The sequence below is a fragment of the Plantactinospora soyae genome, assembly GCF_014874095.1.
In the GTDB taxonomy this organism is placed as follows: domain Bacteria; phylum Actinomycetota; class Actinomycetes; order Mycobacteriales; family Micromonosporaceae; genus Plantactinospora; species Plantactinospora soyae.
The window spans coordinates 4,566,814-4,588,623 of the sequence record NZ_JADBEB010000001.1 but is presented as its reverse complement, the minus strand read 5'-3'; the positions used below and the strand labels follow the sequence as shown (position 1 = coordinate 4,588,623).

Below are 21,810 nucleotides of genomic sequence, written 5' to 3'. Positions count from 1 at the left end.
TCGAGACGAAGTGACGAAGATCGTTAGGGTCGAGACCTTTCTCGTCCCGCCCCGCTGGCTGTTCGTCCGGATCGAGACCGACAGCGGGATCGTCGGCTGGGGCGAGGCGACCTGCGAGGGCCGGTCGGAGACCGTACGCACCGCCGTGGAGCAACTCAGCGAGCTGCTGATCGGCCGGGACGCGCTGCGGATCGAGGACCACTGGCAGTTGATGACCAAGGGGTCGTTCTACCGGGGCGGGCCGATCCTGGCCAGTGCCGTCTCCGGGCTCGACCAGGCGCTGTGGGACATCGCCGGCAAGCACTTCGGCGCACCCGTGCACCAGTTGCTCGGCGGCCCGGTCCGGGACCGGATCCGGGTCTACGGCTGGGTCGGCGGCGACGAGCCGGCCGAGGTCGCCGACCACATCGCCGAGCAGGTCGCCGCCGGGCTCACCGCGGTCAAGATGAACGCGTCCGGCCGGATGAGCCCGGTCGCGTCCGTCGCCGAACTCGACGGCGTGGTCCGCCGGGTCGCCGCCGCCCGCGAGGTGCTCGGCGACGACCGGGACGTCGCGGTCGACTTCCACGGCCGGTTCACCCTGGCCAACGCCCGCCGGGTCGCCCCGCTGCTGGAGCCGTTCCGACCGTTCTTCCTCGAGGAGCCGGTCGTACCGGAGAACTCGCACCTGATCGGCGAGTTCGTCAGGTCCACCACCACACCGGTCTCCACCGGCGAGCGGCTCTACAGCCGGCAGGAGTTCCTGCCCGTCCTCCAGGCCGGCATCGCGGTCGCCCAACCGGACGTCTCGCACGCCGGTGGGATCACCGAGGTCCGTAAGATCGCGGCATTGGCCGAGGTGTACGACGTACAACTCGCCCCGCACTGTCCGCTCGGACCGCTCGCCCTGGCGGCCTGTCTACAGGTCGGCTTCGCGACGCCGAACTACCTGATCCAGGAGCAGAGCATCGGGATCCACTACAACGCCGACGCCGAGGTGCTGGACTACGTCGTCGACCGGACGCCGTTCGACTTCGCCGACGGGCACATCGCCCGGCTGACCGGCCCGGGGCTCGGCGTCGAGATCGACGAGAACGCCGTACGGCTGGCGGACAAGCGCGGGCACAGCTGGCGCGGACCGACCTGGCGGCACCCCGACGGCTCCTTCGCGGAGTGGTGAACCAGCGCCGTCCCGCCGTCCATCACATTCCACCCGGGAAGAAAGGCATGTCGTGAAGATCGTCGCCGCAGAGGTGATCGTCACCAGCCCTGATCGCAACTTCGTCACCCTGAAGATCACCACTGACGAGGGCATCACCGGACTCGGCGACGGCACCCTCAACGGCCGGGAACTCTCGGTCGCGTCGTACCTGACCGACCATGTGGTGCCGCTGCTGCTCGGGCGGGACCCGCACCGGATCGAGGACACCTGGCAGTTCCTGTACCGGTCGGCGTACTGGCGGCGCGGCCCGGTCACCATGGCCGCGATCGCGGCGGTGGACGTCGCGCTCTGGGACATCAAGGCGAAGGCCGCCGGAATGCCGCTGTACCAACTGCTCGGCGGCGCGTCCCGGACCGGCATCATGGCGTACGGGCACGCGTCCGGGCGGGACGTCCCGGAGCTGTTCGACTCGATCCGGCGCCACCTCGACGAGGGCTTCAAGTCGATCCGGATACAGACCTCGGTACCGGGAATCAACGCGGTGTACGGCGTCGCCGCCCAGCCCAGCGCCGACGGCAAGCGGTACGACTACGAGCCGGCCCAGCGCATCCCGCTGCCCGCCGAGGAGGACTGGGACACCCGGGCCTACCTGCGGCACCTGCCGACCGTCTTCGAGGCGGTACGCAACGAGTTCGGTCCGGAACTGCCGCTGCTGCACGACGGGCACCACCGGATGACCCCGATCCAGGCCGCCAAGCTCGGCAAGGCGCTGGAACCGTACGACCTGTTCTGGCTGGAGGACTGCACCCCGGCGGAGAACCAGGAGTCGCTGCGGCTGGTCCGCCAGCACACCACCACCCCGCTGGCGATCGGCGAGGTCTTCAACACGGTGTGGGACTACCAGACGCTGATCCGGGAGCAGTTGATCGACTACGTTCGGTCCGCCGTCACGCACACCGGCGGGATCACCGCGATGCGCAAGCTCCTCGACTTCGCCGCGCAGTACCAGATCAAGTCCGGCATCCACGGGCCGACCGACATCTCCCCGGTCGGGATGGCCGCCGCCCTGCACCTGGACCTGGCGATCCACAACTTCGGCATCCAGGAGTACATGCGGCACGGTCCGCTGACCGACGAGGTGTTCCGGCAGTCGTTCACCTTCACCGACGGCTACCTGCACCCCGGCGACCAGCCCGGGATCGGCGTCGAACTCGACGAGGCGGCCGCCGACCAGTTTCCGTACGTGCCGGCCTACCTGCCGTTCAACCGGCTCAAGGACGGCACGGTCCATGACTGGTGACGGCCCCGCCGGCCCCGCCGCGCAGTCCGCTCCGACCCGACACATCGTGGTGATGGGTGTCTCCGGGTCGGGCAAGACCACCGTGGCCGAGGGGATCGCCGCCGCCACCGGGCTGACCTTTGCCGAGGCGGACGGCTTCCATCCGGCGTCCAATGTGGACCTGATGCGGGCCGGGGTGCCGCTCGACGACACGCACCGGTGGCCGTGGCTGCGGGAACTCGCCGGCTGGATGGCCGAACGCGCCACCGAGGGGGTCTCCACCGTACTGGCCTGCTCGGCGCTGAGGCGTTCGTACCGGGACGTGCTCCGGCAGGGGCCGCCGAGCGTCGACTTCGTCTTCCTCGACGGGTCGGCCGAGGTGATCCGGGAGCGGATGGCCCGGCGGGCCGGGCACTACATGCCGGCCAGCCTGCTGGACTCGCAGATCGCGACCCTGGAGCCGCCGCAGCCGGACGAGCGGATCCTGACCCTCGACGTCGCACTGACCCCGGAGGAACTGGTCGCGGCGGCCCTGAGCGGACTCGGCCTGCTACCCGGTGCGGCCGGCCGACCGGCCCACGAGGTCGCCCCACCGGATACCAAGGTCTCCCTGCCGGACGCCTGACGACCGGCCTGCGAGATCGCAAGGTCGCCCGGCCGGCCGGCCGACGGCTGGTCCGTCCGCCGGCCGGCCGGACCGGCCGGATCTAGCCGAACCGCGAGCTGCGCACCGGGCCCGGTGACCGGACCCGGTCGCGCGGTCCGGCCAGCCAGCGGCCGGCGACGGCGGAGACGAAGCCGACCAGCGCGTCGTCCGGATCCGCCGGGGTGGCACCGTCACCGGGGTCGGGTTCGCCCGCGTCCCGCAGGATCTCGGCCGCGATCTCCTCGATCGGCCGGTCGTCGGCGGTGCCCCGCTCGACCCCACCGTCCGGGCCCCGGCGCAGCCGCTCACCCCACGGCGCGACGACCACCTGGGTCAACATCGTGCTCACGTCGGCGGACACCGCCGGCGGGTCGGTCCAGCAGGTGGCGTGCTCGAACAGCACCTGTCCGGCCGCCCGGTCGCGCAGCGCGGTCAACAGCCCACCGTCGTCGACTTCACTCAGGTCGTAGGCCACCACCACGCTCTCCGGCCGGGCGCCGGTGAACGGCTCCGCCGGCACGCCGAGCACCTGCGCCGCCGCGAGGCCCAGGATCCGGCTGGACCGGTCCGGCAGTAGCGCCACCGACCGGGGCCGCCGGCCAGCGGCGTCGAGGATCAACTCCAACCGGTGCAGGCCGAGCCGGCAGAGCGCGAAGCTGTCCTGCTGGTACGCGTACCGGCCGGTCATTCCCGCGTCGAACCCGTACGGCGACAGGCTGCCCAGCACCCCGCCGGTCAGTACGAAGTGCCAGCCCCGCAGGTCCTGGGCGTCGAGCCGACCGACACCGCCGACCAGACCGGCCCGGCCGACCATGAGTTGGACCCGCTGGTGGGCCGGCCGCCAGTCCCGGTCCTGCGGCGCCGGCAACCGGTCGAGGTGCCGGGTCGCCCGGTCCAGGTCACCGGCCATGATCGCGTTGTAGACCAGCAGATAGCGGTGCGGCCACGGCGGAAGGGTGGCGTCCCGCTGTTCCAGTACGGCCACCGCCTCGGCGTGCCGATGCTCCTCCTCCAGCGCGACGACCAGCTCGGCCAGTACGCCGTCCGCGTCCGGCACCCGCCGCACCGCCTCGCGCAACGCCGGTACGGCCGCGAACGCCAGGCCGCGTTCGATGCAGGCGTAGCCGAAGTCGTACAACGCCTGGGGGTGGTCCGGATCCTGTGCCAGTCGTGCCGCCGCTGCGGCCAGATCGGTCAGCTCGACCAGCTGGGCCACCCGTTCGAGCAGCCGGGCCAGATCGCCGAGCGCGATCGTGTCCACGGTGGACCGCAGGTGCTGTACCACCGCCCCCGCGTCACCGGACTCCACCAGCTCCCACGCCTTACCCAGGCCATCGTTCAACGCGCAACCTCCGTACTCGAATCTGGAATCTGCCGTGCCACGGACCCGCAGCCCGGGAAACGGAAACGGGCGTCTTCGGACGCCGGAGGATCGGCCGGCGACGCGAGCGTCGCGGCGACTGACCGAGGGGTGGCTCGTCGGCGACCGCGCACGACGAACCGGAATGGAGGCGGGTGGAACCGACCGACGGGTCGGCGTTCCGGCGCTCACCGCAGTGGGCGGTGGCCGCCCTTCCTGTTGACCATGGCGGAGATCATGGACCACCGGCCGGAGCGACCGCAACTGCGATTCGCTCCGACGGCGCCCCCTGAGCCGACGGTGGGGTCGGACCGGACAGGGCGGTCAGAAGCCCCTGGGTACGGTGCTCCGCTGGTACGGGTCGGGCTCGCCGACCCAGCCGGCGACCAGCACCAGGCCCGTCCGCCGATGTACGGCGAGGAACCCGAACGGACGGTCGATGGTGACCGTCACCAGCCGTTTCCGCTTCGTCGGCTTCGGCGGCAACGAGCCGGCGGTCATCGCCATCGCGGTGACCGCCGCGGCCTTGAACCCTTTCGCCCCGAAGGTGGCCACCGCGCTCTGCCGGGCCGCCGAGACCGCCAGCGGCTTCGGGCTGATCCCGGGGAAGTGGCCCCGGCTGCGGTCCGTGGCGCTGCGCAGGCCGAACATCTCGGCGTTCGCCAGCAGGTCGTGGTCGTCCTCCACGGTGAACCGGACCGTCGACAGCTCCAGCTCGGGCTGGTCGTCCATTGCCGTCACCACCTGCTCGGTGACGCCGGGGCCGTCGGTGACGGCGCGGCCCGGGCCGTGGCCGGGCGCGGTGATCGCGGCCGACAGGACCTCGGCCGCGCTCCGGTCCGGCGTTCCGAGCGCGAGGACGACATCGACGTCCTCGCTGCCCCGGACGGTCACCAGCGTCAGCGGCCCGGCCCCGGTGTCGACGACCCGCAGCACGCCCAGGTCCCGGGTACGGCGACGCAGCCCGGTGACGTCCCGGCCCTGCCACGGCCCCGAGCCGGGCTGGACCCACTGCTCCCGGAACGGCTCCGCCCAGGTCGTCACGACGAGGAGCGCGCTGGCGAGGAGCAACTGGGTCTCGTCGTCCACCGCGACCGGCATCTTCGGGATCAGGCCGTCGGTGTGCCGGGACGCCCACGCGTCGAGGACCGGCTGGTCCGTGCCCGGGTCGCCGGTGAGTACGCCCCGCATCGGCTCCGGCACCGCGTCCAGCCACCCGGACGTCAACGGCAGGTCGTGCCGGGACCAGACGGCCATCGCGAGCCGGGTCGTCGGCGAGTCGGCGAGGTCGAACCGGGCCGGAGCACCGGCGACGGCGAGCAGTTCGTCCCGGGCGGCTCCGGCGGCGTACGGCGCGAGCAGCGCCAACAGCGGGTACACGCCGACGCCGGAGAAAACCGTCGGCTTCCCGTCCACCGTGGACGCCCAACGCGCGGTGAGGGCGTTGGCGGCTTCGACACTCATGCGACGGGTCCTCCGGTCGTCGGCCACGGCGGGGCGCCGTTAGGCTCCGCCCAGCATCGGAAGATGACCAGGGGGAGCATTGTTCGGAATCGTACGGCCGTGTCGACACCGGATGTGCGACAACCTGCACACCGCCTGGCTCGGCCACCTCTGTGGACTCTGCCTGACGCTGCGCGACGAACACGGGCACCGAGCCCGGTTGGCGACCAACTACGACGGCCTGCTGATCTCCGTACTTCTGGAGGCACAGCGTGTCGCACCTGCCCGGTACCGGCGGGCGGCTCCGTGCGCACTGCGCGGCTTCCAGGGTGCCTCGGTGCTCTCGTCCGCCGATTCCGGCGCCCGGCTGGCCGCGGCGGTGTCGTTGGTCCTCGCGGCCGGCAAGACCCGGGACCACGTCGCGGACCGGGACGGCGCGTTGCGGGTCGCCGCGTTCGCCGGGGTGGCCGGGAGGCTGGCCGACCGGTGGGCCGAGGCCGGCGCCCGGACCGGCGACGCCGTCGGCTTCGACACCGGCGTGCTGCTCGACGCCGTCGCCCGGCAGACGACGCTGGAGCGCGCGATCGTTCCCGGCGCGTCGGTGCTGCTCGCGACCGAACCGACCGAGACCGCCGTCGCCGCCGCCTTCGCGCACACCGCGATCCTCGCCGGTCGACCGGGCAACGCCGAGGCGCTGACCGAGGTCGGTCGGTACTTCGGTCGGATCGCGCACCTGCTGGACGCGGTCGAGGACTACGCAGACGACGACGCCCGGGGCGCGTTCAATCCGCTGCGGGCCAGCGGCACCGGGCTGGCCGAGGCGCGCAGATTGTGCGAGGACGCCCACCACGGCCTTCGGCTGGCCCTGGCCGAGGTGGAACTGCGGGACCGGACGTTGGCCCGGGCACTGTTGGTCCGCGAGGTCGGCGACGCCATCGACCGGACCTTCACGCTCGCGCACCAGCCGTCGCCGGTCGACTTCCGACCCGGTCCGTCCGCTCCGCCGGAACTCCGGACGCCCGGTCAGCTGCCCCGGCCCCCGTACCCGCATCCCGAGTCGCACCGGCACACCGCGCCAGCGGAGCGGGGCGGGGACGGCGACCCGGGCGGGGGCGGGACGGCGCCACCACCGGACGGATGCGGCGCCCCGCTGCTTCTCGGCGGGGCCTGCGCGCTGACCACCTGCACCTGTGGGCTCTGGCAACCGCGCTGGAGCCGGACCCGCCGCGAGACGTGTTCCCACCGCTGCTGGTGCACGAGGGCCTGCCACAGCTGCGACGGCGGCGCCTGCGACTGCTGCACCTGCGCCTGCTGCGCCTGCGACTGCTGACCGCGACACCGGCCCGGCCTGCCGGGCGGGGGTCGTACCCGGGTCACCGGTGCCCAATCGTCCATCCGGAGGGACGAATCCGCAGGTCACGGCGATCATGATCGATTCAGGCGGCCGGAGCGCAGTGTTTTCGGCCGCCGCCTCCGGTGTTCATCGGGTATTCAGCCCACCCCTTGAGACTCCCTGGTTGTCACAGCCATGGCTGGCTCAAGGGAAGGCTCCACCATGAAGGAAGAGGCCGAGAGCGCGCAGATCTCGCGGCGCCAACTCGTCCGGTACGCCGGCGTCGGCGCGACGCTGGTCGCCGCCAGTCCCCTGATCGGGGGCGGCCCGGCGCTCGCGCACGACAACGACGATGACAAGGGCAACCAGCACGGGGACTCCCGCGACCGGGTGTGGCGGGCCGGTGACCACCACATCCACTCCGAGTACAGCGGCGAATTCGACACCTCGAAGACCCCGCCGACGTTCCACAAGGGCGCGGACGCGGTCTACCCGATCGTGACGAACGCCATCATGGCGAAGAACTTCGGCCTCACCTGGGCGATGTGCACCGACCACGGCGGCCCGACGCACTCGAAGGTGAACCTGGAGCAGGCGTACCCCGACCTGCTGCGGTCGCGCAGGCTCGTCCCCGAGGTGCTCCAGTTCTGGGGAATGGAGTTCGACACTCCGGCCCAGGACCACCACACGCTGATGATCCCGCACCACGAGGACGAGGCGAAGCAGCTCTTCGAGCTGGAGAGCCGGTTCGCCAAGAACGACGCCTTCCCCTCGGACCCGGGCCGGGACACCGAGGCCAAGATGATCGAGTTCCTGAAGGTCGCCCGGAGCATGCGGCAGAAGCCGCTGGTCATCGGCCACCACACCTCGCGGTCGGCGACCGGCTTCGGGGTCTACGGCCAGGACACGCCGCGCGAGTTCCGCAACGGCAACAACGCGGCGCCGGAGATCTACGTCGGTTTCGAGGGCGCCCCCGGACACCAGGCGGGCCCGCTCAACGGCGGTGCGCGCGGGGGCTACGGCAACTACCCCACGCACGGCGGTTTCGACCAGATGACCGCCAAGGTCGGCGGTCTCTGGGACTCGCTGCTCGGTGAGGGCCGGCGTTGGTGGATCACCGCCACCTCGGACTCGCACGTGCACTGGACCCGTGGCGGCTCCGACTTCTGGCCGGGCGAGTACAGCAAGACCTACGTGCACGCCCGGCAGGACTACGCCGACATCATGGACGGGCTGCGCAACGGCCGGATCTGGGTCACCACCGGCGACCTGATCACCAGCCTCGACCTCACCGCGAAGAGCCAGGGCCGCGAGGCGGCGACCGGCGAGACCGTCACGCTGAGCCGGCGCAACCGGACCGACGTCGAGATCGAGATCAAGTTCCGGCCGCTGTCGGGCAAGAACGGCAACGGCGACCGGCCGGAGGTCCGCCGGGTGGACCTGATCGTCGGCCAGATCACCGGCCCGAACGCCAACCTCGACGCCGACACCAACCCGACCACCAAGGTCGTGGCCCGGTTCGGCCCGCGCGACTGGCGCAAGCAGGGCTCCGAGTACGTCATCCGGCACACCCTGCGCAACGTCGAGGCCGACACCTACGCCCGGGTACGCGGCACCAGCACCGACGAGGCCGAGCCGCTCGCCGACGGGCTGGAGAGCCCGTGGAGCGACCTCTGGTTCTACTCGAACCCGGTCTTCGTACACGTTCGCTGACCCCGGACCGGACACCGGACCAGGCACCGAACCGGGCACCGGATCGGGTACCGGGACGGTCGGCGGACACCGCGACGGGTCCCGCTCACGGGGAAAGAACCCCGGGGCGGGGCCCGTCGTTCAAATATTGACGGGCATCACAGAACGGAATACGGTTTCCGGGTTGTGGATCCACCACGGCACGGAGCCGGCCAGCGGTCGGTCCCCGATGCCGACGGAAGTCGTACCCACCTCCGCACCCTCGGCGATCCGTCAGTCCACAGGACCTTTCCGCGCGACCACGCCCGGTCGCGATCCGGATCGCCGCCGTCGGAGGTGTTGTCATGCGCGCTGCCAGGAGCCGTCCCCTGGGCATCGTGGCTCTGCTCTCGTCCCTGCTGATAACCGGAGTGGCGGTGCCGCCGGGACCCGCGCTGGCCGCACCGGCCCCGGCGGCCACTGCCGCGACCGCTCCCCCGACCCTCGCCCCCACCCCACCGATGGGGTTCAACAACTGGAACGCCTTCGGCTGCGACGTCAACGAGACCCTGATCAAGGAGACGGCGGACGTCATCGTCTCCGCCGGGCTCGCCGACGTCGGCTACGAGTACGTCAACATCGACGACTGCTGGTCGCTGCGTGAACGTGGCCCGGACGGCCGGCTGGTCCCCGATCCCGTCAAGTTCCCGAGCGGCATCTCCGGGGTCGCCGACTACGTCCACGCCAAGGGTCTGAAGCTGGGCATCTACGGCGACGCCGGCACCGCGACCTGCGCCGGATATCCGGGCAGCCTCGGCCACGAGGAGATCGACGCCCAGACCTGGGCGGACTGGGGCGTCGACTACCTGAAGTACGACAACTGCAACAACCAGTCCGACGGCTCGCAGGCCGACTTCGTCCGGCGTTACACCGCGATGCGGAACGCGCTCGACGCCACCGGCCGGCCGATCGTCTACTCCATCTGCGAGTGGGGCCAGTCCCAGCCCTGGACCTGGGCGGCCGACGTGGGTGACCTGTGGCGGACCACCGGCGACATCAGCGACAACTGGGCCAGCCTCCGCTCGATCATCGCCCAGAACGCGCCCCTGGCCGCGTACGCCGGGCCGGGCAACTGGAACGACCCCGACATGCTGGAGATCGGCAACGGCGGGATGACCGACACCGAGTACCGCACCCATCTGAGCATGTGGGCGATGATGGCCGCGCCGCTGCTGATCGGCACCGACCTGCGGACCGCCTCGCCGGAGACCCTGGCGATCCTCGGCAACCGGGACGTCATCGCGATCGACCAGGACCGGCTGGGCGTGCAGGGCGCCGTCGTCTCCGACGAGGCCGGGCTGATGGTGCTGGACAAGCCACTGGCCAATGGTGACCGGGCGATCGCGCTCTACAACTCCACGGACACACTGGCCACGGTCAGCGTTCCGGTCCGGGACACCGGGCTGCGCCGCGCCGGGGCGTACCGGTTGCAGGACGTCTGGACCGGGGAGGTCAGCCAGGCGAAGTCCACGATCTCGGCCGGCGTACCCGCGCACGGCACGGTGGTCTACCGGGTCCGCCCGCTGGCCGACCCGACGGTGGTTCCGCCGGCGGTCAGCGTCGGAGCCACCGTGGGCACGCTGGTGCCGGGTACGGCCGGAACCGGCACCCTGAGCACGACGGTGACCAACCGGGGCGTCGGCGCCCTGCGCGACCTGCGGGTCACCGCGCGGGCACCCGAGGGTTGGACGGTGACCGCGACCAGCAGCGACAGCCGGCGCAGCCTGGCGACGAACGCGTCGCTGCCGACCACCTGGACTGTGACGGTGCCCGACGGTACCGCCGCCGGCCGTTATCCGATCACCGTGACCGCCGGCTACGACTGGGGCCCACGACACCGCGCGGCCAGCACCACCAGCCAACTCGTCTCGGTCGTGGTGACCGCCCCCGGGGACGGCAGACGACACCTCAGCACGATCGTGCCGGTCAGCTCCAGCAACGACGAGGGCCCGGTGGAGACCGACCAGAGCAACGGTGGCGGCTCCGACAACGACGGGAACCTGATCACCATCGGTGGACAGGTCTACAACAGGGGACTCGGGACCACCGCACCCAGTGAGATCGTCTACTACCTCGGTGGGCGGTGCGCGTCCCTGGTCACCGACGTGGGCATCGACGACGAGGCGACCAGCCCCGTGCCGGCGACCTTCACCGTGTACGCCGACGACACGGCGGTGGCCAGCAGCGGACCGGTGGTCTCGGGCGCGGCACCGGTGACCCTGACCGCCGACCTGACCGGGGCGGACTGGCTGCGCCTGGTGACCACCGGCAACGATCCCACCACGAACGCGCACACCGACTGGGCCGCGCCGACGCTGGCCTGCGGTGGCGCCGGGCCGGACGATCCCGTGCTGCCGGCGGAGCGAACCCTGTTCTCCTTCGAGTCCGGCACCGAGGACTTCACGATCGCCAACCCGGACTCCGGCGGCACCATGGCCCGGACCACGACGTTCCACACCGACGGTGGACACGGCCTGACGGTGGCGACGCCGGTCAACGGAAACTGGTTCGGTCGGGCCCTGGCCGAGCCGCTGGACCTGACCGGCAGCACCCGGCTGCGCTACGACGTACGGGCCGAGGAGGTCGGCACGGTCGGCGAGTTCGCGGTACAGGTCGGCCCCGACTTCGCCTGGTGTCAGGGTGGGCGCTGGACCTGGACCAATCCGAACTCCAGCCGGACCGTCACGCGGGAGTTCAGCGAGCTGAGCTGCCCCGCCGGGGTGACTCTGGACCTGACCCAGATCCGCGCGGTCTGGGTCTTCCTCAACAGCGGCGGCCAAATCCACATCGACAACATCCGCGCCGACTAAGTGCAAGGAAGGGCCCCTTCCTATCGCTTTTTGTAGAAGAAGGGGCCCTTCCTAACATCTCTGAGCGGGCTCAGCTCACCGTGATCGACCCGTTGCCGGCCCGTACGCAGGCGATCGCGCGGTTCGGGGTGGTGGCCGCCGCACCCGTGAGGCACTGCCCGAGCACCGCGTGCCCGGCGGCGTTGGGGTGCCAGGACTCCTGGCAGGTCTGGAAGTACGTGACACAGGCGTTGGCGATCCGTTGGATGGCGATCTTGTCGTACCCGGAGAGGCTGGTCACCGGAACGCCCGTCGGGCCGTCCTGCAACCGGATCGGGGTGGCGAGCGCGCCGGTCGGGCTTACCGACGTCTCGCAGAGCCGCGCTCCGTCGAAGGCCCGTTGCACGTTCAAATAGACCAGGTCGTCGGCGGGGAACTCGGCCCGCATGGTGCCGTGCACCGACTGTACGAGGGTGCCGAGGCCGCCGGAGAAGAGGTGACCCGCGGCGAGGCTGGCCCGGTGCACCGGACATCCCGCGGCGTACCGCTCGGCGCCGAGTTCCCGGAACTTGTCCCGGCTGTCGTCGCGGTTGTCCTCCTCGTGGTACCTCGACTCCAGGTCGAACGGGAGCGGATTGGTGTAGTCCTGGAAGACGATCCGGTGCTGCCCATCGGCGTCGACCTGGTCGAGTGTGCTCAGCAGTTGCCGGACCGCCGCGGTGGTCTCCGCGGTCGCCGCCGAGAACTCGGCCGGTGTACCGAGGTCGTCACCCGCGCACGGGGCCTGCTCGACCGGTCCGCCGAGGTACGCCCAGAACTCCCACCACCCCGTCCAGGCGTCCGCGATGAACCGGTTGGCGCAGTCCGACGCGACGTCGCCGAAGGTGAACGAGCTGTTGTTCGAGCCGAGGCCCAGCAGCACCAGATCGATGTCGTGGGTCTGCGCCACCGCCCGGAGCTGGTCGAGTTGCGCGGCCACCGTACGGCCCTTGGTGCGGTTGACCGAGGCGTTGGCGATGTCGTACGGCTGGCCGCCGGAGCAGGCGAGGTTGAACCGCGCCTGTACGCCGGGAAGGTTCGCCTGGTGCAGCGAGGCATTCGCCGACCGGTGACAGAAGAACGCGTTGCTGTTCGGCGCCGACCAGCCGGGGAAGCCCTGCGACGTGCCGTTCACGTCCACCACCGGTTGGTAGCCGCCGGCGCCCTCGCCACTGACGAAGCTGTCCCCGAGTGCGACCGCGGCGGTCGGCAGGCTGGCCGCGGCCGTACCCGGGGCGGCGACGGTGGCCGACAGCGTTGCGGCCGAGGCGAGGGTGAGTACCAACGCCGCGGCCAACGCGGGTCGACGGAACCCGATCATGTCCGACCCCCAAGTGCGTCTGTGCGAAATGTCGAGAACTTCTCGCGTCTCGGCATCAGATCACGCACCCGACCGACGGTCAACGAACGGCATCGATCCCGGCCGTCGAGCGATCCCGGGCCGTCGAACGACCCCGGCGCCATCGAACGACCCCGGCGCCATCGAACGACCCCGGCGCCATGGAGCGGTCTCGGGCCATCGAGCGATCCTGGCCATGGATCGGTGGAGCCCGTCGGCGGCGGGCCGGCCGGTGGTTACCCGACGGGCGGTCGTGGCCGGCCGCGCCGGAGCCGGCGGGCCTGGTTGCGGCAGGCGTCGAGGATGTCCGGACGCAGCAGGTGTCCGAACCCCGAACGGTCGAGCCGCAGGACGAGCCCCGGGCGGTCGGTACCGAGCGCCTCGGCGGTCGCGTCGAGATTCCAGTCGTACGCGGCGAGTTGGCCGAGCAGGTGGCCTCGGCGGGTCTGCGCGGCGGAGAGCCGGAAGGTCTTGAGGTACGCCAATCGGCCGCCCTCGTCGGTGATGCTCTCGCCGATGTGGTTCTCGGTGTCGGGCGTGAAGGCCGGCAGGAACCGCGACAGGGTGTACCGCCCCATCCGGTACACCGGTTCGCTCGACAGCTGCGTCGCACCGGGAAACCCGTCCACCAACAGGAGATCCAGCTCGGACCAGGCCGTACGGCTGCGGTCGAGTTCGGCACGGAGGTCGGCGACGGTGTGCACCCGGGCATCGTCCAGAGTGGTCTGGAACTCGGGCACCGCCGGATACAGGTGGGCGTACTGGTGGACCAGCTCGCCGTAGAGGTCCTGCAACAGGGTGGGATGCAACGCACGGTAGTCGTCGGGATGTGGCACGACGAAGGCGGCGGCGAGCGCGTCGGCCACGTACAGGAGCATTCCGCACTGCTCGGGATGGATCTCGAAGATCCGCAGCGCGTCGGCCAGGCCCGGTATCCCGACACCGGTGTAGGCGGCCTCGGCCCGGGGCGACAGCCCACGGGTGACGGCCTGCCGGGTCCACTCCTCCCAGGCGATCGCCGGCCCGCCGAACTGCAACGCGAGGTAGCCCTCAAGGGCCAGGTGCAGGGGCAGGAACCGCAGCCGGCGCTTGTCGTCCCGACGGGCCATCCGGCGCCGGAAGTGCAGCCCGATCCCCCGGGGCTGACCGGTCGCCTCCGGGTCACGCAGTTGGGTGCCGTACGTGGCCGCCGGAGTGGCGTCGGTGGTCCAACTCGCCACGAACGCGTGCGGGACGTAGGCGACGTACGCGGTACGTGGCCCGACCTTGACGACCGACACCTCGTCCGGGTCGTACAGCCGGGCGTGCAGCCGCAGGTCGGCGATGGGTGCCGTACGCAGCAGCGGCTGGAGCCGTACCGCGCCCCAGACCTGGGCCGGCCCGGCGACCAGGCCGGTCAGGTCCAGGCCGGCCGGCCCCGCGCCGGTGGTGTCAACCGGCTCCGGTAGGCCGCGCCCGGTATCCGGTCGGTCTCCCCCGACGGCGGTCACGCCGCCACCGCCGCGTCGTCAGGGCCGGGGCCGGTTACAGGTACGGGTACGGCGAGGAACCGGGCCACCCGGTCGGCCAGGTGCGCACGCAGTTCGTCGAAGGTGGCGGTACCGGTGGAGAAGCGGGCGAGTTCGACCAGGGCTGCGGCGTCCTCGGCGTCGCGTACCCCGACGGTCGCCACGGCAGGAGCGAGACGGCGTACGTCGAAACTGTCGCTCTCGTACACCGGGTTGAGGTGTACGACCGAGGTCCGCTCTTCCGGATCGAGCCGGCTACGCCACACCCGGAGCACCTCGGCGGCCTGCCCCGGCGGGGCGTTGTCCCAGCCGTCGGAGACCACCACCAGCCGGTCGGGCCGCCGCTCCAGCCCGTCGAGGATGCGCGCCCCGAGCCCGGTGGGTCCGATCGGATGGACCAGCAACGGGTCGCCCCGATGGCTCAGCCAGAGGCCGGTGTAGTCCGCCGCGAGCGTCTCCAGGAGATAGTGGGTCGCCAGCGCCACCGCCAGTGGGCGGCGCCGCTTCACGCCCGACCCGGACGCCGAGTAGCTGTCGTCGAGGACCGCCACGACCCGGCCCCAACTGCCGGCCTGCCGGCCGGCGGCCCGGCGGGCGGCGGCCCGCAGCGCGCCGGTCAGCTCGGCGCCCCGCCGGACCCGCTCGGGCCGGGACAGCGACAGGACGTAGCTGGCGAGTCGGGTCAACGGCACCCGGGGCAGATCCGTGCCGATTGCCGCCACCTCGAGCCGGCGGGCCGAGGTCCGCAACCGGAGCCGCTCGCCGTCGGTGAGCTTCGGCGCGATGCCCGTCAGGAAGCGCGCCCGGTTGATGCCGTGCCGCACGGCCAACCCCTCGGCGACCGTGTACGGCAACTCGTACAACGCCCGCTGCTCGTAGTGCGCCCGGCGCCACGTCTCCAGGATCGGCGTTCCGTACCGCTTCGGGCGACGCCAGTCGAACAGCACGGTGCCCACCTCGGCCGGCAGCGACAGGTGGGCGTGGCGGGCGGCGATGGACAGCGACCGGCGGTACTTGACCGCGTCGAAGGCGGGATCGGGTCGGGCCGCGACCCAGTCCCGGATGATCGCCCGGGTACGCCGGTTGTTCACGCCCAGCCGGCGCAGTTCGCGGAACACCCGGTACGCCCGCTGCGGCGGCAGCAGCCGCAGTCGAGCGGCGATCAGTCGTCCCTCCACGGCACGCTGATCCGGACCGGCGAGGTGGGCGGTGCGGAGCAGGTTCGTCACCACTATCGCGGCGTTGAAGTGGTTCACGTCCAGCGCCAGGGTCGCGGCGTACAGGTCGCGGTAGTTCCCCAGGACGTACTCGTGCAGGAAGTCCAGCGACATGCGCTGCTCGGCGGCACCGGCCCGGAACTCGCGCTGCCCGGTGGAGGTGACGGCCGCGTTGACGAACATGACCACGTCCTCGCACGCCACCCGGTCCGACAGCGACACGACGCTCCTCCATCATGGATTGGAAGCCGGCCGGGGAATGTGGGCACGAACTGCGAAGCATCGCTTCAGAGGCGGGTTCCGGAAGTCGCACCGTAGTCCCGCGGCCGGCCGGGCAACCATACCCGTCGGCCACGATGACCAGCGAGGCAATTGCGGCGCATCGGTTCTCCGTACCGACCCGCCCCCTCACCGGGTCGGTACGGAGAACCGGAGCTCAGTGCGCGTCGAGGATCGGGATCAGGTGCTCCTCCTCGTAGTCGAGGTGCCGTTCGAGCTCGTCGGTGAGGCGTTCGACCTCGGTACGGACCAGCAGCGGATCGGCGTCCTCGGTGGCGATGATCCGCTGCAACTCGTGCAGCAGTTCCCCGATCGTCTGGTGCTCCCGGCGCAACCGCTCCATCACGGGCGCGACCTCGGGGTGCCGGTCGGCGACGAACGGGAAAATCCCGTTGTCCTCCCCGGTGTGATGGTTGTGCAGCCCCTGGCAGACGGTCAGGCAGTTGATCCGTAGCTGGCTGCCCAGGCCCGGGCCCGACTCGGCGATCTCCTTGCGGATCAGCGCGAGTTCCCGCCGGAAGCTGTCGTGGATGAGCCGGAGTGCGGCACCCCAGGACGTCGCGTTCGGGTTCGGCGGGCCCGGCAGACCGCGCAGGGCGACCACGGGGATGATCCGGCTGGTCCTGGCCTGGTAGCCGGCCCAGCCCGGATCGGATTCGACCGCGCGGGCGAAGGCGTCGTCGCGTTCGGTACCCCGCAGGACGACGGCGTCGGCCTCGTAGGTGAAGATGCCGGTCTCGACCGTGACCCGCGGGTTGGCCCGCAGATTGTGGTACCAGGCCGGATGGCGCGGAGCACCGTTCGCCGAGGCGATCACCAGGATCCGTTCGGCACCGTCGGGCAGGTAACCGACCGGCGTCGTGTGCGGGGCGCCGGACCGCACCCCGGTGGTGGTCAGCAGGACCAGTCGGGCGCCCTCGAAGGGCCCACCGACCTCCCCGCCGTTGGCGCGGAACTCGTCGATGACCTGTTGGTTGAAATCGTTCGGCATGGCTTCTTTCTTCTTCGAAGATTGGTGACTGTGCCACCGTTCGTGGGCATGGCGAAGAACCGCCCGGCGGGCGGCAGGGGAACACCACGAATTGGGCTCGGCGTGGCGTAAGAGGGCGCGGAAGGGGTACCAGGAGGCGGTACGGAAACGCACCTGAACCGAAACGCACCCGTACGAAGCGCACCTGTGCGGATCGATGCGGCGGCTCGCTGCGCGCGGCGTCACGAAACCGGACCGTCCCACGCGCGGAAGGTCGCACCTGGCGCGGCAGGCAGGCTGCACGCAGACAGATTGCGCGGAAACGGGTTACGTGGGAACGCGGAGGCACACGGACGGCGGACCTCGGGCCCACCCGGGGCTCACGCGATAGCCGGGTGCCCTACTCGGTTGTGGCCCAAGGCCGACCCGGCAGTCACGTTGTCGACGTTAGCGTCAGAAATGCGCCGAGGCAAGATCACCACGACGATTTCCTCCAGTCGGTTTCCTTCTTCCGGTTCCTACTCCCGGATTCCTTCCCCTGGGTCTCTTCCTCCGGATCCGTTTCGACGAACCCGACCACCCGACGAGCCCGATCACCCACCCGACGAACCCGATCACCCTCCCGACGAGCCCGATCATCCAGCCGGGGAAGAAGATCGTCGACGCCGGGGTTACATCGCCCGTGTGCGCGGATTCGACCGGTGCGCGCTGATGGAGGAGGACGACATGGAAACGGCCGTGGAATTCGGTCTGGACACCTTCGGCGACGTCACCGGCGACGCCGAGGGCAACCGCGTCCCGTACGCCCAGGTGATCCGCAACGTCGTCGAGGAAGCCGTACTGGCCGATCGGGTCGGCGTGCACAGCTTCGGGCTCGGCGAGCACCACCGCGACGACTTCGCCGTATCCGCCCCGGAGATCGTGCTCGCCGCGATCGCGGGCCGGACCGAACGGATCCGTCTCGGTACGGCCGTCACCGTGCTGAGTTCCGACGATCCGGTACGCGTCTTCGAGCGGTTCGCCACCCTCGACGCGGTCTCCCGGGGCCGGGCGGAGATCACCCTCGGGCGTGGCTCGTTCACCGAGTCGTTCCCGCTGTTCGGGTACGACCTCGCCGACTACGACCGGTTGTTCGCCGAGAAGGCCGACCTGATGTCGCACCTGCTGACCGAGGACGCGGTCACCTGGCAGGGCAGCGTACGGCCACCGCTGGAGAAGCAGCACGTCTACCCGAAGACCGAGTCCGGCCGGATCCGGACCTGGATCGGCGTCGGCGGAAGTCCGGAATCCGTCGTCCGGGCCGCCCGGTACGGCTTCCCGCTCGTGCTCGCCGTCATCGGCGGTGACCCGGCGCGGTTCGCCCCGTACGTCGAGTTGTACCACCGCGCGCTGGGCGAGTTCGGCAAGGAGCCGCTGCCGGTCGCGGTGCACGCGCCCGGGTTCATCGCGTCGACCGACCAAGAGGCGGCGGACCTGCTGTGGCCGCACGCCCGGGTCCTGTTCAACCGGATCGGCCGCGAACGCGGCTGGCCCCCGATGACCCGGGACCGGTTCGATGCCGACATTGCCGGCGGCGCCTGGCACGTCGGCTCGGCCGAGACCGTCGCCCAGAAGATCGCCCGAACGGTACGGGTGCTCGGTGTGCGGCGCTTCGACCTGAAGTACTCCAACGGGACCCTGCCGCACGAGCGGTTGATGAACACGATCGAGCTGTACGGCACCGAGGTGATCCCCCGGGTCCGCGAACTGCTGGCGGCGGAGGCCACCACGGCATCCTGACCCCGGCTGAGTGGACACCCGGGCGCCGGTGGACGGTTGGGCCACTGGTCACCGGGCCTATCCTTGGCTGGTGACCAGCGCGCGACGTACCGGCGACACCGGTCAGCCAAACCGGTGAACCCGCTGCGGCGGATCGGCCCGTACCAGGTCGAGCGGCTGCTGGGCTTCGGCTCGTTCGCCACCGTCTGGTTGGGACACGACCCGTCCCTGGGTTCCCGGGTGGCGATCAAGGTGCTGGCCGAGAACTGGTCCCAGGACCTGCGGGTCCGGGAACGGTTCCTGGACGAGGGCCGGCTGCTGTGGCGGCTGGACCACGAACGCCTGGTCCGGGTGTACTCGGTCGGCGAACTGGACGACGGCCGGCCGTACCTCGTGATGGCCTGGGCCGAGGGTGGCAGCCTTCGGGACCGTCTCGCCGCCGGACCGATGCCGGTCGCGCGGGCCCTGCGCGTGTTGCGGGAGATCGCGCTCGGGGTCGGCGTCCTGCACGCCAACGGGATCGTGCACCGGGACCTGACCCCGGGCAACGTGCTGTTCCAGCCCAGACCGTCCACGATCGAGGCCGGCCGGTCGACCGAACCCGCAGACGAGTCGGACCGAACCGGTCCGGACGCATCCGACCCGGACAGGGCCGATCCGAACAGAACCGGTCCGGACGCAACCGACCCGGACAGCACCGGTCCACCCGAAACCGACCCGCACAAAACCGACCCGCACGAAGCCGGTCCGGACGGAACCGCCCCGGACCGGGTCGAGAATGCGACATTGGACCCCGACGCGACCGAGTCGGTCCTGATCGCGGATCTCGGCCTCGCCAAGGCCCTCGCGGCAGCGTCCGGACTGACGGCCCGGGCCGGCACCCCCGGCTACATGGCGCCCGAGCAGGATGCCTCGCTGGCCCTCGTCGACGCCCGGACCGACGTGTTCGGGCTCGGTCGCCTCGGCGCGACGCTACTCGGCGCCACCCCGTTCGGCGCCACCCCGTCCCCGAACGGGTCGAGCAGCCCGAGCGACGACCTGCCGTCGGATCCCGTCACCACCCCGGGAAGCGGGCCGGTGCTCCGGGCCGGGGTACCTGCCGGCGTCGCCGCCGTGCTCTGGAAGGCGACCGCCCACCGGCCGGATGACCGTTATCCGGACGCGATGGCGTTCACCGTCGCGCTGGACCGGGCCACCGGGGTCGAGCCGGCCGAACCGGTCGACCGTCGACGTCGCAGACGCAGCCGTACGCTGCTGGTCGCCGCGCTGCTCGCGGTGGTCGTCGCGCTCTCGGCGGCGACGGTCGCCGTGCTGACGGTGGCCTGGCCGCACCGGAACACCGACATCGGCGAGGACTCGACGGGGCGGATCACCGTTGCCCTGCCGGACGGCTGGCGCGTCTCGGGGTCGGGCTGGCTCGGCCAGCGCGGGCCGGACGGGGCCCTGGAACCGGCGCTGGTGATGTCACCGGATCCGGACCGGTGGCGGCGCGACCCGTCCGTACCGGGGGCGTTCGTCGGGCTGTCCCGGACCCTGGCCGCCCGGCACAGCCCGGTCGGGTACGTCGCCCAACATCCACACGCCGAGTGCGTCGCGGCCCCGGTCCGGACGGTACGGCTGGGCGCCATCGACTGGTTCGTGGCCGGGTTCACCGCCTGCCAGGAGGGGAAGCCGGTGATTGTCGAGGCCGCCGGCATCGGCCCGGACGGCGCCGGCCTGGTCCACGTACAGGTCGCGCCGCCGGTGGCGTCCACACCGGACTTCGTCGACACCCTGCTGGCCGGGGTACGGGTACGACCATGAAGCCGGTACGTCACTCGACCACCAGCACGGTGATCGTGTGGCTGCCCGCCTCGCTGGTGATCTCGACCCTGACGCTGCCGGGACTCAACAGCCGGCACTCGATCACGCCCGCTTCGTAGTGCTGTGCCACCCGGTCGGCGGGAGTCGCCGTCACGGTCCCGGGCCCGACGTTCTGCACCCGCAGGATCGAGGCGACCGTGAGGCAGAGCGCCTTCGGCAGCAGCGCGTGATCCGAGCCGTCGACCGGGTAGATCACCCGTGGTAGGCAGGCCGGCGAGAGGTCGGTGCTGGGGGACGTCGCAGCGGCGGTACGCGTACGCCGGGGTGTGGTCACCGGAAGGGGCGCGGGCGGCGGCGTTGTCGGCGGCGGCGGAACGCTCGGTCCCGGTGCGCTGCCGGACACCGATATCCCGGTCGCCGGTCCCGCCGGGCTGGGGCTCGGCCATCGGCCGGGCAGCGGTGCGACCGGCGCCGAGCCACAGCCCGCGACCAGCACCGCTCCGACCAGCAGGCCCAGTGCGGTTCGCCCGACGCGGCCGGGCGGCGGTGCCGTTCCCAGTGTGTTGCCGGCCCTGCCAAGCGGCGCGATCCGGGCGGCACGGCGGCGCACGGGATCAGGCCAGTCTATCGGTGAGGTGGTCCCGCAACCGACGCCGCGCCTGATGGATCCGCGACTTCACGGTGCCCTCGGGAAGCTCCAGCAGGAGGGAGATCTCCCGGTACGGCAGGCCGAGGACGTCGCGCAACGCCACCGGCTCGGCGAGTTCGGGGCCGATCGCCTCCAACGCGTCCAGCAGGTCCAGCCGGGTCCCGGCGATCACACTGGTACGGCGCGGATCGGGGGTGTCCGGCATCGGTCCACCCCGTGCCTCGGCGTCGAACCGACGACGCAACGCCTGATAGGTCGACCTCGACCGGTTGGCGGCGATCCGGTGCAGCCAGGTCCGGAACGCCGCGCGGCCGTCGAACCGGGTTATCCCCCGGGAGACCGCCAGGAGGGTGTCCTGGCACGCCTCCTCCGCGTCCTCGCGGTTCGGCAGGAAACGCGCCGACATCCGCAGCACGTCGGGGCGGACCGCGACGAGGAGGCGGTCCAGGGCTTCCCGGTCGCCGTCGGCGGCGGCTCGGGCCAGCCCTTCGAGGTCGTCCGGGCCGGAGGGCACGGTATGAGTCTA

General features: G+C 71.5%; 16 protein-coding genes. 8 read left to right on the top strand and 8 right to left on the bottom strand.

From position 1 onward, the window contains the following. The first annotated feature begins 10 nt into the window (after nt 1-10). From dgoD to H4W31_RS20385, 3 genes are read left to right on the top strand one after another with little or no spacing between them, the layout of a single operon-like run. Nucleotides 11-1,159 carry a galactonate dehydratase gene (gene dgoD, locus H4W31_RS20395; protein WP_192768119.1) on the top strand — a complete coding sequence of 383 codons (1,149 nt, stop codon included), beginning with the start codon at nt 11-13 and terminating at the stop codon, nt 1,157-1,159. Nucleotides 1,160-1,211: 52 nt separating this feature from the next. Further along, the gene (manD, locus tag H4W31_RS20390; RefSeq protein WP_192768118.1) at nt 1,212-2,441 is read left to right on the top strand and encodes a D-mannonate dehydratase ManD; all 1,230 of its coding nucleotides are present in this window, start codon (nt 1,212-1,214) and stop codon (nt 2,439-2,441) included. Further along, nucleotides 2,431-3,045 (top strand): gluconokinase, encoded by a 615-nt coding sequence (locus tag H4W31_RS20385; protein ID WP_225945610.1) that lies wholly within the window; start codon nt 2,431-2,433, stop codon nt 3,043-3,045. The genes manD and H4W31_RS20385 overlap by 11 nt, the downstream gene beginning before the upstream one ends. 82 nt (nt 3,046-3,127) lie before the next feature. On the opposite strand, the gene H4W31_RS20380 is transcribed toward H4W31_RS20385, so the two are convergent. Together H4W31_RS20380 and H4W31_RS20375 are read right to left on the bottom strand one after the other, a co-directional pair. Then, a complete protein-coding gene (locus H4W31_RS20380) occupies nt 3,128-4,408 on the bottom strand; it encodes a tetratricopeptide repeat protein (RefSeq protein ID WP_192768117.1) in 1,281 nt (426 codons plus the stop codon). Between the two features lie 342 nt (nt 4,409-4,750). Beyond that, on the bottom strand, nt 4,751-5,890 hold the full coding sequence (locus H4W31_RS20375) for a serpin family protein (protein WP_192768116.1): 1,140 nt from the start codon (nt 5,888-5,890) through the stop codon (nt 4,751-4,753). 79 nt (nt 5,891-5,969) lie between these two features. Between H4W31_RS20375 and H4W31_RS20370 the strand changes: the two genes are divergently transcribed. The 3 genes from H4W31_RS20370 (at nt 5,970) to H4W31_RS20360 (ending at nt 11,743) form a co-directional block, all read left to right on the top strand. Beyond that, the gene (locus H4W31_RS20370) at nt 5,970-7,199 is read left to right on the top strand and encodes a DUF5685 family protein (protein ID WP_192768115.1); all 1,230 of its coding nucleotides are present in this window, start codon (nt 5,970-5,972) and stop codon (nt 7,197-7,199) included. Nucleotides 7,200-7,424: 225 nt separating this feature from the next. Continuing rightward, complete coding sequence (locus H4W31_RS20365) at nt 7,425-8,915, top strand: CehA/McbA family metallohydrolase domain-containing protein (protein ID WP_192768114.1); 1,491 nt, start codon at nt 7,425-7,427, stop codon at nt 8,913-8,915. Nucleotides 8,916-9,238: 323 nt separating this feature from the next. Further along, entirely contained in the window at nt 9,239-11,743 is a 2,505-nt protein-coding gene (locus tag H4W31_RS20360) for an NPCBM/NEW2 domain-containing protein (protein ID WP_225945609.1), read from the top strand. Between the two features lie 70 nt (nt 11,744-11,813). Here the strand turns inward: H4W31_RS20360 and H4W31_RS20355 are convergent, their stop codons facing one another. From H4W31_RS20355 to H4W31_RS20340, 4 genes are all read right to left on the bottom strand, one after another. Continuing rightward, nucleotides 11,814-13,082 (bottom strand): SGNH/GDSL hydrolase family protein, encoded by a 1,269-nt coding sequence (locus H4W31_RS20355; protein WP_192768113.1) that lies wholly within the window; start codon nt 13,080-13,082, stop codon nt 11,814-11,816. Nucleotides 13,083-13,336: 254 nt separating this feature from the next. Continuing rightward, nucleotides 13,337-14,590 (bottom strand): ARPP-2 domain-containing protein, encoded by a 1,254-nt coding sequence (locus H4W31_RS20350; protein ID WP_192768112.1) that lies wholly within the window; start codon nt 14,588-14,590, stop codon nt 13,337-13,339. Further along, entirely contained in the window at nt 14,587-16,047 is a 1,461-nt protein-coding gene (locus H4W31_RS20345; RefSeq protein WP_318783293.1) for a hypothetical protein, read from the bottom strand. Before H4W31_RS20345 ends, H4W31_RS20350 begins: the two co-directional genes overlap by 4 nt. A 214-nt stretch (nt 16,048-16,261) precedes the next feature. After that, a complete protein-coding gene (locus H4W31_RS20340) occupies nt 16,262-17,095 on the bottom strand; it encodes a nitroreductase/quinone reductase family protein (protein WP_192768111.1) in 834 nt (277 codons plus the stop codon). A 705-nt stretch (nt 17,096-17,800) separates the two neighbouring features. On the opposite strand from H4W31_RS20340, the gene H4W31_RS20335 reads away from it, so the two are divergent. Together H4W31_RS20335 and H4W31_RS42920 are read left to right on the top strand one after the other, a co-directional pair. Continuing rightward, nucleotides 17,801-18,853: an LLM class flavin-dependent oxidoreductase gene (locus H4W31_RS20335; protein WP_192768110.1), complete on the top strand. Its 1,053-nt coding sequence runs from the start codon at nt 17,801-17,803 to the stop codon at nt 18,851-18,853. Between the two features lie 114 nt (nt 18,854-18,967). After that, nucleotides 18,968-20,635: a serine/threonine-protein kinase gene (locus tag H4W31_RS42920; protein WP_318783292.1), complete on the top strand. Its 1,668-nt coding sequence runs from the start codon at nt 18,968-18,970 to the stop codon at nt 20,633-20,635. Between the two features lie 10 nt (nt 20,636-20,645). Here H4W31_RS42920 and H4W31_RS20325 read toward each other — a convergent pair whose 3' ends face one another. Next, nucleotides 20,646-21,245 carry a hypothetical protein gene (locus H4W31_RS20325; protein ID WP_192768109.1) on the bottom strand — a complete coding sequence of 200 codons (600 nt, stop codon included), beginning with the start codon at nt 21,243-21,245 and terminating at the stop codon, nt 20,646-20,648. Nucleotides 21,246-21,249: 4 nt separating this feature from the next. Next, complete coding sequence (locus H4W31_RS20320) at nt 21,250-21,798, bottom strand: RNA polymerase sigma factor (protein WP_192768108.1); 549 nt, start codon at nt 21,796-21,798, stop codon at nt 21,250-21,252. Nucleotides 21,799-21,810: the final 12 nt, after the last annotated feature.